This is a genomic window from Persicobacter sp. CCB-QB2, assembly GCF_001274635.1.
GTDB lineage: Bacteria > Bacteroidota > Bacteroidia > Cytophagales > Cyclobacteriaceae > Persicobacter > Persicobacter diffluens.
The window spans coordinates 355833-369252 of the sequence record NZ_LBGV01000001.1 but is presented as its reverse complement, the minus strand read 5'-3'; the positions used below and the strand labels follow the sequence as shown (position 1 = coordinate 369252).

The 13420-nt window shown below is 46.4% G+C and carries 11 protein-coding genes; 6 read left to right on the top strand and 5 right to left on the bottom strand.

What is annotated here, in order from left to right:
• Positions 1-9: 9 nt before the first annotated feature.
• A complete protein-coding gene (locus NG22_RS01785; RefSeq protein WP_053404124.1) occupies positions 10-2259 on the top strand; it encodes a right-handed parallel beta-helix repeat-containing protein in 2250 nt (749 codons plus the stop codon).
• 82 nt (positions 2260-2341) lie between these two features.
• On the opposite strand, the gene NG22_RS01780 is transcribed toward NG22_RS01785, so the two are convergent.
• Complete coding sequence (locus tag NG22_RS01780) at positions 2342-2911, bottom strand: hypothetical protein (RefSeq protein ID WP_157600812.1); 570 nt, start codon at positions 2909-2911, stop codon at positions 2342-2344.
• 165 nt (positions 2912-3076) lie between these two features.
• On the opposite strand from NG22_RS01780, the gene NG22_RS01775 reads away from it, so the two are divergent.
• The 3 genes from NG22_RS01775 (at position 3077) to NG22_RS01765 (ending at position 7806) form a co-directional block, all read left to right on the top strand.
• Positions 3077-3781 carry a 2-phosphosulfolactate phosphatase gene (locus tag NG22_RS01775; protein ID WP_053406860.1) on the top strand — a complete coding sequence of 235 codons (705 nt, stop codon included), beginning with the start codon at positions 3077-3079 and terminating at the stop codon, positions 3779-3781.
• Positions 3782-3798: 17 nt separating this feature from the next.
• The gene (locus tag NG22_RS01770; protein ID WP_053404122.1) at positions 3799-6249 is read left to right on the top strand and encodes a type IA DNA topoisomerase; all 2451 of its coding nucleotides are present in this window, start codon (positions 3799-3801) and stop codon (positions 6247-6249) included.
• Positions 6250-6696: 447 nt separating this feature from the next.
• Positions 6697-7806 (top strand): BamA/TamA family outer membrane protein, encoded by a 1110-nt coding sequence (locus NG22_RS01765; RefSeq protein ID WP_053404121.1) that lies wholly within the window; start codon positions 6697-6699, stop codon positions 7804-7806.
• A 131-nt stretch (positions 7807-7937) separates the two neighbouring features.
• On the opposite strand, the gene NG22_RS01760 is transcribed toward NG22_RS01765, so the two are convergent.
• The 3 genes from NG22_RS01760 to ruvX are packed head-to-tail and all read right to left on the bottom strand — an operon-like array spanning position 7938 to position 9397.
• The gene (locus tag NG22_RS01760; RefSeq protein ID WP_053404120.1) at positions 7938-8309 is read right to left on the bottom strand and encodes an acyl-CoA thioesterase; all 372 of its coding nucleotides are present in this window, start codon (positions 8307-8309) and stop codon (positions 7938-7940) included.
• Positions 8310-8362: 53 nt separating this feature from the next.
• Positions 8363-8974, bottom strand: coding sequence for a trimeric intracellular cation channel family protein (locus tag NG22_RS01755; protein WP_053404119.1), 612 nt, complete (start codon positions 8972-8974; stop codon positions 8363-8365).
• Between the two features lie 6 nt (positions 8975-8980).
• Positions 8981-9397 carry a Holliday junction resolvase RuvX gene (gene ruvX / locus NG22_RS01750; protein WP_053404118.1) on the bottom strand — a complete coding sequence of 139 codons (417 nt, stop codon included), beginning with the start codon at positions 9395-9397 and terminating at the stop codon, positions 8981-8983.
• Between the two features lie 131 nt (positions 9398-9528).
• On the opposite strand from ruvX, the gene NG22_RS01745 reads away from it, so the two are divergent.
• Together NG22_RS01745 and NG22_RS01740 are read left to right on the top strand one after the other, a co-directional pair.
• Positions 9529-11193 (top strand): formate--tetrahydrofolate ligase, encoded by a 1665-nt coding sequence (locus NG22_RS01745; protein ID WP_053404117.1) that lies wholly within the window; start codon positions 9529-9531, stop codon positions 11191-11193.
• Positions 11194-11386: 193 nt separating this feature from the next.
• Positions 11387-12154: a hypothetical protein gene (locus tag NG22_RS01740; protein WP_157600811.1), complete on the top strand. Its 768-nt coding sequence runs from the start codon at positions 11387-11389 to the stop codon at positions 12152-12154.
• Positions 12155-12612: 458 nt separating this feature from the next.
• Here the strand turns inward: NG22_RS01740 and NG22_RS01735 are convergent, their stop codons facing one another.
• Complete coding sequence (locus NG22_RS01735) at positions 12613-13296, bottom strand: LysE family translocator (protein WP_053404115.1); 684 nt, start codon at positions 13294-13296, stop codon at positions 12613-12615.
• Positions 13297-13420 lie beyond the last annotated feature (124 nt).

Sequence of the window (13420 nt, the reverse complement as noted above, 5' to 3'; positions counted from 1 at the left end):
CTATTGATCATGAATACAAAAGACGTTTTCAGGCAGGCTACACTTTTCGCCCTACTGGCACTCCTGTTAATAACACCCCACTTAAACTATGCCCGGGACATCTATGTCACTAAAGACGGACAAGACACTAACGACGGATCAGAGTCAGCTCCATTTCTGACGCTAAAGAAAGCCTCAGAAACTGCCCAGCCAGGTGATATTGTTTATATTGGTGAAGGCACCTATGAAGAATGTCTTAGCCCTCAGCAATCCGGAACAGCCGGCAACCCCATCATCTATCAGGCCATTGACGGCCAAAAAGTAATTATTTCCGCCATGCAGGCACTGGAAGGCTGGACGAGCGACGGCGGCAACATCTACAAAACCCAAACCGACTGGGATTTAGGGCAGCGAAATTTTGTCATGAATGGAGATCAGGTACTGGATTTAGCCCGCTGGCCCAATAATACGGATGGAGATCGATTCACCCTAAACTCCCTTCGCAATGAAGGCGGAAGCGGTGAGGACGTTATGGTTGACGCCTATCTCTTACATTCCGAAATTCCTAATTGGGACTGGTCGAATGGCGGCTCGGTCATGTTTTACGGTGACCGCCCGGGGTCCGGATGGACCACCTGGCGCGCCTGGATCAAAAGCCAGTCTGCTGGCAGAATTAACTTTGATGCCATCAAAAATCAAAGCTGGATCATCTCGGCTCACCCTCCGAAAGATTTAGGCGACTACTTCCTGGAAGGCATCAAAGAGGCTTTGGACTATGACAATGAGTGGTATTTTGATGCTAACACCAAAACGCTTTATGTCATTTTACCGGGGGGAGCGCAGCCGGAAGATGGCGCCGTAGCCATGGCCCGCAGAGAAAAAACCATCGATCTCAAAGGTAAAAATTACATCCATGTCAAAAACCTGGCAGTCTTTGGCGGAAGCATAGAAATCGAAGGACAAAACAACCAATTACAAGGCATTACCAGTTTGTATGGTTCCATGACCCGAGGAATCACCAAAGACTTTAATTCCAAAGTGAATGCCATTAATGTAGCCTGGAATTCCTCCAATACCCTGATCGAAAAATGTGAAGTAGGTTTCGGTGATGGTTCCGGAATCTGGGATTCCGGTTCGGGCACCACGATTAAAAACTGCTACATTCATGATTTTAACATGCTGGGATCCTATGATGCTCCCTTAATGGTACGCGGTCAGAATAATGCCAAAGTGTTCAACAATACCGTTACCCGCGGAGGTCGGGATGCCCTTCAGATTATTTCCAAAGGCTCGGAAGTAGCCTACAATGATTTCTCCTATAGCAATTTAATTGCGGATGATTGCGCTCTGCTGTACACCATTGGCGCCAACCTCAATATGGACATCCACCACAACTGGTTTCACGATGCCTCCAGCAGAGGAAAGCTCTATAAAGCAGCCGGCATATATATGGACAATGACGCAGGGAATGTACGCGTTTACCGTAATGTCGTCTGGAATGTCAGCTGGACTAATATCCAGATTAACTGGGACGGAACGGATATCGACATCTTTAATAATACCCTGCTGAAGGCTGATCACGGTACCATGGGCGCCTGGCATAAACCGGGTACGGAATTCACCAACGTTAAAGTATGGAACAATATATCGGACCAGCGTTCCTCAGATGCCGACGGAAACCAACCTACAGGAGACAATTGGGAGCCTCAGTCTGACAAGCAAAATAATCTGAATGACAATACCTCTTTTACTGATTATTTCAATAATGACTTCACCTTGAAGTCCAATGGCCGCGCTATTGACTTTGGTAGAGAAATCGATGGCTATACCGATGGATTTGTCGGGAATGCACCTGATGCCGGCGCCTATGAATTTGGTGACAACTGGGTACCAGGGGTAGACTGGGATATCTACAAAGGCGTACAGAATAATGGCTGCTATGGATTGCCTGGTGAAGCCTGTGGAAGCAATGAAAAACCGGAAGAGCCAGAAGAACCTGAAAATCCTGACGATCCACTTGGTAGTAACAAGGGGGCAGTTTTATTCCAAATCAATCCCAATCCCTTTACTACGGACATTCACGTGCATAACCTCAGTCGAAAATCCATCAAAAACATCAGCCTGCTGAATAGCGGTGGCCGTTTGGAACAACGCTGGGAAGTAAGTAATGCATCCGAATCTCTGGACTTAAAGGTATATTCACCGCTCCCTAGTGGGCTTTACTTTCTAAAAATCACTACGGCCAGCAATAGCGAAACCTTCAAAATTTTGAAGAAATAAAAGGGGAAACGTCCCCAAAAAGCACAAAAAAAGAGGCTATCTCGAATGATGAGACAGCCTCTTTTTTATGCTCTTCAATGCTTTAGAAATCTTCATGCAGATCATCCACTGCCTTAAATTCATGCTTTTCGTAATTCAGATATCGGCTCGCGGCCCAATCCTGACCAAATCCCCAGGCCCCAAAGGCGCCACCGGCAGCAAATAAAATCACCGGAGCAGTACCACCACTCACCACTGCGCCAACTCCCGCTAACACGCCACCGATCACATATTTTACACGGGCTTTATTCCTCGCTCTTCGAAAAAGTTCCATTCGCTCCTCCGGATTCAGTGGGCGGTTCACCTGATTATTATAAGCCACGTGCAAATTTCTCACCGAAGTCTCGGTCAGGCTTCCTACAGGTAAACTAATAATTTTACCCTGATGATCCTGAAATTTCACCATGCGCGTCGCCTGGAAATTATCCCCTTTTTTAGAGAACATCTTCTTCTTTTGCTTATCCGATGTAATACGAATCGTACCGGGTACAGCAAAATATGATTGGTTATTTTTAGTTTCTAACTTCACATGATCAGCGACCTCAGTCACCTGAGCCTGAACGAAAAAGGACAAGAGCATCCCAAGGGAAAGTAGTATTAAGTTCTTCATCATAGCATTAGCTTTTTAACTTATTTCAATTTATACAAACAAAATATCCATCAAAAATATCTAAGATAATTTCTATCAATATCCATGCAAAAAGGCTCCAACTCATGTGAATCAACCTTTTTAATTTTGTGCAGCTTCTTTAAATTGCATGTTCAAAAATTGAGGAAAATGAAGAAAATTGATATCTGTCTCTCTCCGGAGATGATTCATTTATATGACCTGAAAGGTAAGGTTGCTGTGGTGGTAGACGTACTTCGTGCCACTACCTGCATGGTGACCGGTATAGCTAAGGGCATTCCAAGCATCACCCCCGTAGCCCATCTTGAGGAATGTAAGGTTTTACAGGAAAAAGGTTATATCGCAGCGGCCGAAAGAGGAGGTGCTAAAGTGGATGGCTTCGATATGGGGAACAGTCCATATTCCTATATGGAGGCAGCCACCACCGGTAAAAAGGTAGCGGCCACCACCACCAATGGGACCTTAGCCATCACCAAATCAGCAGATGCAGATGAAATTATCATCGGGGCATTTATCAACCTGGAAGCAGTGACCAACTACCTGGCTGCTCAGGATAAAGATGTGGTGATCGTGGCAGCTGGCTGGAAGGGTAAATTCAACCTGGAGGACAGCCTTTTTGCAGGAGCTTTGGCCGAGGCATTAGAAGGACAATTTGAATTTGCGGATGACGCCTCCCTGGCCATGAAAGTGCTATACCTTTCGGTGAAGCATGACCTTTTGGGTTTTCTGGCCGCCTCTTCCCATGCGAAGCGCCTGGCAAAAATGAACATTCAGAAAGACATTGAATTTGCGCTGACGCCAAATCAGTACGATATTGTACCGGTAGTCAGAAACGGAGAAATCGTAAAACCTTAAATCCTCATCCTCGGCTTATGAAAGTATGTATTGCGGAGAAACCCTCGGTGGCCCGGGAAATAGCGGCCATCATTGGTGCCAAAGAAAGGCATGATGGCTATATGCAGGGCAATGGCTATCAGGTGACCTGGACCGTCGGGCACTTATGCACCCTGAAGGAGCCGCATGATTATTCCGCAGGACTCAAAAGCTGGGGACTGAGTACGCTGCCCATTCTACCACAAAAGTTCGGCATCAAGCTGATCAAGGATGCCGGCATGCGAAAGCAGTTTAAAGTCATTGAGAAATTGGTTAAAGGCGCCTCTGAGGTGATCAACTGTGGTGATGCCGGCCAAGAAGGGGAGCTGATCCAGCGTTGGGTATTGCATAAAGCAGAATGCAAGGCGCCCATCAAACGGCTGTGGATTTCCTCCCTTACGCGTGAAGCCATCATTGAAGGCTTTCAGAATCTGAAGGACGGAAAGGACTTCGATCTGCTTTATGCGGCAGGAAGTGCCCGTGCCATTGGTGACTGGATCCTGGGCATTAATGCCACCCGCCTGTATACCCTGAAATACGGGGGAGGCAAAGGGGTATTGTCCATTGGTCGGGTGCAGACGCCAACGCTTTCCCTGATTGTGGATCGTTTTGAGGAGATTCAGAACTTCAGGCCGGAACCTTATTGGGAATTGAAGACCAAATACCGGGAGGTTTTGTTTTCCGCTGCCAAGGGAAGGTTCCTGCAGAAGGAGAAGGCAGAGTCAGCCCTGGAGGCCATTAAACAAGGGCCTTTTCAGATCACTGATTTTGAAAAAAAGGAAGGAAAAGAACACCCGCCGAGGCTTTTTGATCTGACCGCCCTACAGGTGGAATGTAATAAGAAGTTTGGCTTTTCTGCAGACCAGACCCTGAAACTGGTGCAATCCCTCTATGAGAAAAAGTTTGTGACATACCCTCGTGTGGACACCTCCTTCCTGCCGAATGACATCTACCCCAAGGTACCGGGCATTCTGGGAAGCATGAAGGCTTATGCCCAACTGACCGCCCCGCTTATGGGCAAAAAGATCCGGAAATCTAAAAAGGTCTTTGATGACAAAAAGGTGACCGATCACCACGCCATCATTCCCACAAATGTGACTGCCGTGGGCATGAATCAGCAGGAAGCCATGGTCTACCAGATTATTGCTTTGCGTTTCATCTCGGTATTCTATCCGGACTGTATTGTGTCAAAGACCAATGTGAAAGGAATGGCAGAAAAGGTAGAGTTTAAAGCCAGTGGCAAGCAGATTCTCTCCCCTGGCTGGAGAGAGGTATACGCACAAAGCAATCAGCAGGTAGAGGAAGAAGACGGCAAAAAAGGACCGGATGAAAACCAGCTGATGCCGGCATTTACCGTTGGGGAATCGGGGCCGCATCAACCGCAGCTTCAACAGAAAGAAACCAAGCCTCCGAAGCTATACACCGAGGCTACTTTACTCCGGGCAATGGAGACCGCCGGTAAGCTGATTGAAGACCATAAAGGCGAAAAAGAGGCAGAAGAAGGCAGTGATGATATTGATGTAGAAGAACTTCGGGCAGCCATGAAGGAGAATGGCATCGGCCGACCTTCCACCCGGGCCGCCATTATCGAAACGCTATTCAGAAGAAAATACATTCAAAAGCAACGCAAAAACCTGGTCCCCACGACCACCGGAGTACAGCTGATCCATACCATTCAGAATGAGTTGTTGAAATCTGTAGAACTGACTGGCCAGTGGGAATACAAGTTGCGGCAAATAGAAAAAGGCAACTACCCTACGACCACCTTTTTGGATGAGATGCGCCACCTGATCAACGGCATTGTACATGAGGTGAAGCACGATCACCGTGGCCCTATAGAGATGGCCGCAGAGGTAGTGAAGCAAAAAGGAAAAAGCAGCACTTCAAAACCTGCAACGAATAGTAAAACTGATGGCGTAGCCGGTATTCCATGCCCTAAATGCAAACAAGGGCAATTGATGAAGGGCAATACGGCCTTTGGCTGTTCCAATGTCCGTAATAAAACTTGTGACTTTGTATTACCCTTTCAGTTTTTGGGCAAGAAGATCACCGAAAAGCAATGGGTAAACTTATTGGAAAAAGGCAATACCGGACTGATCAAAGGCTTTGAGAAGGAAGGTAAGAAAGTGAATGGCCATATCACCTTCGGAGAACACTTCCGGCTGGCCTTCGAACTGAAAGTTGAAAAGCCTTTGGCCTGCCCCAGGTGTGGTGGGGAGGTGATTCAGGGGAAAGAAGCCCATGGCTGCTCCAATTTCAGACAAGGCTGTACCCTCAGAATCCCCATGAAAACCTATGGCAAGACCATCACCAAAGCCCAGCTGAAGGCATTGGTGGAAAAAGGAAAAACACCGGTAATCAAAGGGTTTAAGAGCCCAAAGGGACAGGTCTTTAATGCCTTCCTGAGTCTGAACGAGGATGGCTCCCTCAAATTTAACCCTGCAGACTAAACATTTGACAATAAATAGCCTGACTAAGGATTAAAAAGGGAGCATAGAATTTAACTACACTCCCTTTTTTCGTTTCATTAGGATCTGGATAACCCTACGCGCAAGCAAAACCAACAATTCTGGTCCTATAATCACAAAAACCTAAACAAAAGACAGGGTTAAGCTTGGTAATCGCCACGGAATTCCTTTAATTCAAATGTACACTGATCGAAGATGATTATCCGAGGCAAGGAGCATACAGACAGAGACAAGTCTATGCGCCATTGAATTTGCACCTATCGCTTGCCCTTGCCGGTGAACATAAACAAACCCCTGATGCCTCCGGTACTCAGGGGTTTTGGTTTTAGGCCTCTTCAGGTTTGGATTGGTAAATCCCTTACATTTTTTGTATATTCTTAGGATACTCCAAAAACTATCCTAACCCAAAAACCAAAGTCCAGCCTCTACATGAGCCGAAACCTAAACCCTCGCCTTGGGCTAATCGCCTTATTCCTGTGCCTTTGCTCCACGATCTCCTTTGCGGAGAAAAAAAAGGAACAGAAAAAAGAGAAAAATCATTCCATATTGCCCTTACCGGTAATCTATTACTCCCCGGAAACCAAACTTGCCTTTGGAGGTCTGGTATTTAACCTTTTCCATATGGAACCGGAGGATACCCTCACCCAAACGTCCTATGTACGATCGGCCTTCATTTATACGCTGAACAATCAATATCTTTTTGAGGTGGACAATGCCCTTTTCTTCCGGGATGACCGAATGCGGATGAAAAACTACTTTATACTGAGAAGCTATCCGGACTTTTTCTACGGCATTGGGCAGGACATCGTCGCAGAAGATGATAAAGAACAAATCGCCTTTTTCGATCTAAAGTACCGCGCTTCTTTCCTCTTTCGGATTGCCGAGAATATGTACCTGGGTCCCCGCTACCAGCTTTACAGTGCCATGGACATCGACCTTCCCGAAGAAAGCATGATCCGGGACATGGAGTTGACCGGCTATGGAGGCTACACTTCTTCCGGGCTGGGGCTGGCCTTTCAATGGGATACCCGGGATAATGTCCTCAATGCCACCTCCGGCCACCTGATAGAATTAGAGACCGAACACAATATGGGCTTGCTGAGAAGTAGCTTCCGCTATGATTGGATGGGGCTGGACATGCGCTACTTCCACCGACTACATCCTTCTGGTGTACTGGCCTTGCACTATCGGGGAGAATTTACCACCGGAGAGGTCCCCTTTGAAAGTCTGGCGAAGATGGGATCTTCTGAAATTATGCGTGGCTATTTCAAAGGCAAATACCGGGACAAAGTCACCATGGCCACACAAGTTGAATACCGACAGCACATTTGGTGGCGTATTGGCATGGTCGCATTTGCCGGTGTGGGTGATGTGTCTTCTTCCCTTGGGGAGTTTACCATTAACCACCTCAAATGGAGCTATGGCGCAGGACTGCGCTTCCGCGTGAAAGATGATGAAAACCTGAATATCCGCTTAGACTACGGACTGGGGAACGATGGCAACTCAGGATTCTATATTGAAATAGCGGAAGCTTTCTAAAGTAGAAGAAACAAAAGGGCGATCGGCTTAGGGATGAAGCGGGCTTGCCTGAACCACAGCGGCCCAAAAGGCCGATGGGGTGAGCCGCGCCAGCCCGACCGTGCGGTAGCGCGGGAAGCCCCAAATAAAGATTAGTCTTCTCTTGCCGCTGTCACGCCATGAGGAGCAGGCTTACCTTCTTCGTCGAGATTGACAAAGACCACCTTATCGATGGTGATGATCTCCTTCAAATCTTCTTTACGGCGTGCTACGCAGCGTACGGTAATAGATGTTCGCCCAAAGTTGACCACTTCACAACCGATTTCGATGATGTCTCCCTGTTTGGCGGAAGCCATAAAGTTAATTTCAGACATGTACTTGGTCACCAGGCGAGGCGTCGCCAGCTGACAACGAGCGAAGATATAAACCTCCACATCCAACCACGCTAATAGCTTTCCTCCGAAGAGGGTAAGATGAGAATTAAGATCTGAAGGTTGAACGAGCTTTCTGCTTCTAAATTTCATAGGTTATGCTTGTTGATAACCTGAATTTGCGGAATAAGTATCTAAAAAACAAACTAGCTCCGCATGCGTGGCAGGGAGATATGGTGTTTAATGGACAGCAATCGAATGGCGATTACTACCCCCATGGTCACAAAAGAAACCAGCACTTCGTCCAGTCCGTAACCATGTAAAATTACATATACGGCACCACCAAACAGGCAGGCAGTAGCATAAACCTCTTTCCGCAAGATAAGGGGTATCTCATTACACAATACATCACGGGTCGCACCGCCCACTACCGAAGACACCATCCCCATAATCACGGCGTAAGGCGCACTAATCCCAGCATCCAGGCCTTTCGTCACCCCTATCACGGTGAACACACCGATACCAATGGTATCAAAAAGAAAGAGCGTTTGCTTCAAACGACGTACAGGCCCGGCAAAGGCATAAACAATCCCCACCGCAATACCGACTACCGCCAGGTAGTTCAGATCATGAAACCAAAATACGGGCTGATTGCCTAACAACATATCGCGGACAGTCCCCCCGCCTAATGCGGTGATAAACCCAATCATCATAGCCCCGAAAACATCCATCTTCTTATCAGCGGCCGTCTGTATGCCGGAGATGGCAAAGGCTAGCGTACCTGCCAAATCCAAAAAATAAATAAACTCCTGATGCATTGCCTATTAAAATCCGCTATTTCTTTCCATATAAGACTGCAGGATTACTGCAGCACTTACCTTATCTATATTTCCTTTATTGGCGCGATCTTTCTTCTTCGCCCCGCTGCTGATCATGGCATTCATGGCGATTTTGGAAGTGAATCGCTCATCTTCCAAATGGATGGGAATGCTGGTCATCTTCTTTAGCCGATTAATAAAGGCCTGCACATTCCGGGTATTGTTCGTATCCGTATTATCCAAATTCTTAGGCCAGCCCACGATGATCGCGTCGACGGTCTCCTGTTTACTATAGTTCAGGATGAAATCCACTATATCCTTGGAATGCACCGTATCCAGCGGGCTGGCGATAATCTGCATAGGGTCGGTTACGGCTATTCCCACCCGTTTTGTGCCATAATCGATGGCCATCAATCTTCCCATAATCCTGTAATTTTATTTGATGCCGCAAAGGTATTAAAAAGATTATGACCTGCGGCAGTAAGTGGCAAAGGAAAAATGTTTATTTTTGCGCCCACTGTTAAAAATAGCATGGTTATTGACGCAAATCTTACATGAAGACGGACATTCAAATCGCACGCGAGGCAAAGCTTGCTCCCATTCAAGACATCGCCAAACAGGTAAATATCCCTACAGAGGAGCTTTACCCTTATGGAAAACACATTGCTAAGGTACCTCATACCTTGGTGGATGAGGAGAAAGTTCAGCAGTCGAATTTGATTTTGGTGACGGCCATTACCCCTACCAAATCAGGCAACGGTAAAACCCTTACCTCTATCGGGCTAACCCTTGGACTTAATAAAATCGGCAAAAAGGCCATAGTAGCCCTACGGGAACCTTCTCTTGGACCATGCTTTGGCATGAAAGGAGGAGCTGCCGGTGGTGGATACGCTCAAGTAGTGCCGATGGAGAAAATTAACCTGCACTTTACAGGAGACTTCCACGCCATTACTTCTGCCCACAATATGATTTCTGCCTTGTTGGACAACTACCAGCATCAGAATAAATTCAACGGTAAAATGTTGAAAGAGGTCGTATGGAAGCGCGTATTGGACGTGAATGACCGTAACCTTCGCCAGATGGTATCCGGCGTAGGGGGGAATGCCAATGGTGTGATGAGTGAGACCGGATTCGACATCACCCCGGCTTCAGAGATCATGGCCATTATGTGTCTGGCTACGGATCTGGAAGATTTGCGCCACCGCATTGAGAATATTTTATTAGGTTATACTGCTGACAACAAGCCTTTCACCGTGAAAGATTTGGAGGTAGCAGGCGCTATCGTGGCTTTATTAAAAGATGCCATTGACCCGAACCTGGTACAAACCACTGAAAACACGCCTGCATTTGTACACGGCGGACCATTCGCCAACATTGCCCATGGATGTAACTCCGTATTGGCCACTAAACTGGCCATGACTTTTGGAGAGTATGCGGTAACCGAGGCAGGCTTTGGTGCGGATCTGGGAGCGGAGAAATTCTTCAATATCAAGTGCCGCCAGGCGGGTATTGCTCCTAAGGCAACCGTAATTGTGGCGACCTGTCCGGCATTGAAAATGCATGGTGGTGTAGCGGAAGATGAGCTGAAACAGGAAAACACTGAAGGGGTAACTAAAGGCCTAGAGAACTTGGCCAAACATGTGGAAAACATGCAGTCCTTCGGACAGCCAGTAGTCATTGCCCTAAACCGTTTCCCATGGGATACGGATGCAGAATTAGCCGTAGTGAAAGACTGGGCTTCCACCAAAGGCATCCGCATTGCTTTAATGACTGCATTCGCCGATGGTGGTGAAGGAGGGATGGAGCTTGCCCAGGCCGTGGTAGACGCTGTTGAGCATGACAACAGTCAATTGGATTTCAGCTATCAGGAAGAGGCCGGAGTGGTCACCAAGCTGGAAACTATTGTGAAAAATATTTATGGAGGAGAGGGTGTAGTATTGGAAGGCCGAGCGCCATTAATGTTACGTCGCATCAAACGCCTAGGACTGGAACACCTGCCAGTGTGTATGGCCAAGACGCAATACTCCTTCAGTGACAACGCCAAAGCTTATGGCGTAGCGAAGAATTTCAAGATTACGATTGATGATCTGATCATCAATACCGGTGCAGGCTTCATCGTGGCCAAGGCCGGTGCGATTATGCGTATGCCAGGCCTTCCAAAGGTTCCGGCAGCGAATAATATCGACGTGATAAACGGTGAAATCGAGGGTTTGTCGTAATCCGATAACCCCACATTATCCATTCTGAAGCAGCATCCTTAATTGGGTGCTGCTTTCTTTTCACCGGCATAGGGGTATCTTGATGCAATTAAAGGCTATCCCATTTCAACCAATTCTTCCGAGAGGTTGAATTTTAATGCTTCATGGCATCCTGTTTGATTTAGCTTAAACAATCATCAGAAGCATAATCAACATGAAGCAAATATACTCCCTAATAATGGCCTTCGGCCTGCTCTTTGGCTTAAGTAATTGCTCCAAAAAAAACGATACCATCATTGAGCCGGAATTACTACCTATTGAAGGTTTTTATATGCTCACCCCTTACATTGGAAGCCTGAACCTCAACCCCATAGTGGACGGACAGCTTCAGGGGACTTTCAATGGTATTCCCATCAAAGAGGTTAGCCCTGTAAATGTCCCCAAGCCACAAACCTTTACTTCAGCCGTAGAGCTGGAAGAGGGACGGTTCCGGGTATTTGAGGTAGAGCTCCCTGATATACATGGGCAATTCAGATTCGATGGTTTCCATAATCGGATATACTATGAATTAACCTTCCGCGGGGAAACTTATAGTGGTAATAGTCTGAACATGACCAACGGCTATGGTCTTGGCACTTGTGACCATGATGTACTCATGGATTATATGGATGAGGTAATCGAGGAGCTGAACCAGTACAATCCCGACTATCAGGCCATTCGTGAGGACAAAATAGAATGCATGATGTTTCTATCCTCCATGGTCGGCACCTTTGAAAACCAAATCGCATTCCTTCACCTATACAAAGCCTGTTCTAGTTGGGTGGTGCACCCCGTACTCGATTGGCTCATTGAAGAATTCACGGAAATCATGCTCCTCTTTCAGGAACAACTGGACACCATTGATCAATGGTGGGATGTACATCCGGAACCCTTCCTGGAAACGGTGAAGCGCATGACTTCCATGAGCATTCAAAAGTTTTAACAACAAATACTGGGTGAAGCGTCACCTCATTTTCGCTTTTTGAAGGAGCCTACCCATTCAGGTCGGGCTCTTATTTCGATTCAAACCACCCACAAATGAGTATTATTATATCCTAATCAAAGTGTTTACCCTTGCTATGCTTAGCTCACTACTCATTGCAGGCTGAGTGTAATACCTCTCAAACATCCCTTTTTCGTTCCAAAGCGAAGGCCATAGCTATAGGATCTGGCATCCCTTTTCAATAAACCTCTGCTACCCTGACTGATCACGATGGTAGGTGGATTTTGACCAAAACAAGCCCTGCCCCCATTCACCTAATAATAAACAAATAACATCAATAAAACCAGACGTAAAATACTAATAATCACATCAACCACTACCATAACTTCTTCCTCAAAGGGATATAAAAAAAGCACTGACTCTAAAAATCAGTGCTTCTTTTCGAGTAAATACCCGCTTTATAATTCTTTCAAAAACTCGACATCCGGCCCTTTTCTACTACCGGGATAATAATGATCCTGATAGGCATCAAAGAGTAATTTCATACCAAAAACCATTAATACCACCCCAATGATCAAATTCAGTCTTCGTAATAGTTTAACGGTAATGATCTGACTCAACCGATGGGCGGCATAGGCCTTGGTTAAATCAACTGAAAATACGCTCACAATAATCCCCACAAAAAACAGATGTCGATCCATTGGGGTATAGGATTGATTTGTGGTAATGATGCCCACCATTGCGATCCAAAACAAGACAATCCCCGGGTTCATTCCATTCAGGAAAAAACCCTTTAGAAACTGACCGAAATGTCCCACTTTAGAAATAGTCGTTGTGGCACGATTCTCCATTCGCTGAGGAGCTTTGGGAGGCCTTAACAATAACAGTCCCGCATACACCACCATCACCAAGCCACCGACCGTCGCCATCATTTCATGCACCTCCGGATTATCTACCAAGGAGGTCACTCCGATATAACTCAACAATATATAAAGTGCGTCGGAAGTGGAGATTCCCACCGCCAGCGTGGCCCCTGCTCTAAAACCTTTATGAATACTTGTTTGAATTAATGCAAAGAAAGCCGGCCCTACCATGAACGCCAGCAACACTCCAAACATTACTCCTTTAAAAAATCCTAACATAATTAATTCCCATTCCCAATAACCAAATCCAAATTTTAGGACCAGTCACAAACGCACAAATTTAGGGCGCAAACTTTAATTTTCCCACCACCACAAATTATTTATATCTCATTATGACGATTTC